This is a genomic window from Verminephrobacter aporrectodeae subsp. tuberculatae At4, from assembly GCF_000193225.1.
Taxonomy (GTDB): Bacteria; Pseudomonadota; Gammaproteobacteria; order Burkholderiales; family Burkholderiaceae_C; genus Acidovorax; species Acidovorax aporrectodeae.
In genome coordinates, this window is record NZ_AFAL01000619.1 from 1 (window position 1) to 210 (window position 210).

At 71.0% G+C, this 210-nt stretch carries 1 pseudogene; it reads left to right on the plus strand.

Annotated elements, in window-relative coordinates:
- Positions 1-210: pseudogene (locus tag VTU_RS35065) on the plus strand (hypothetical protein); the annotation flags it as partial.

A 210-nucleotide genomic window follows, 5' to 3' on the forward strand; every position in this document is an offset into this window, starting at 1 on the left:
TCGCAAGCGGCGGCGGCCGCACAAGGAATTCCCTGGCAGATCGGCGTTCCGCGCAGCCTCGCGGCAACGGCCACCGCGCAGGGCACACGCGCGCAACTGCGCTGGCAACCCGCCCCGGGCGGCATGCAGCGTGCATCCATCAGCTTTACCTCAGAGGGCGCATGGGGCTGCGCCCGGGCCTGCTGGTGCGTAGTCTGCCGGCAAACACCA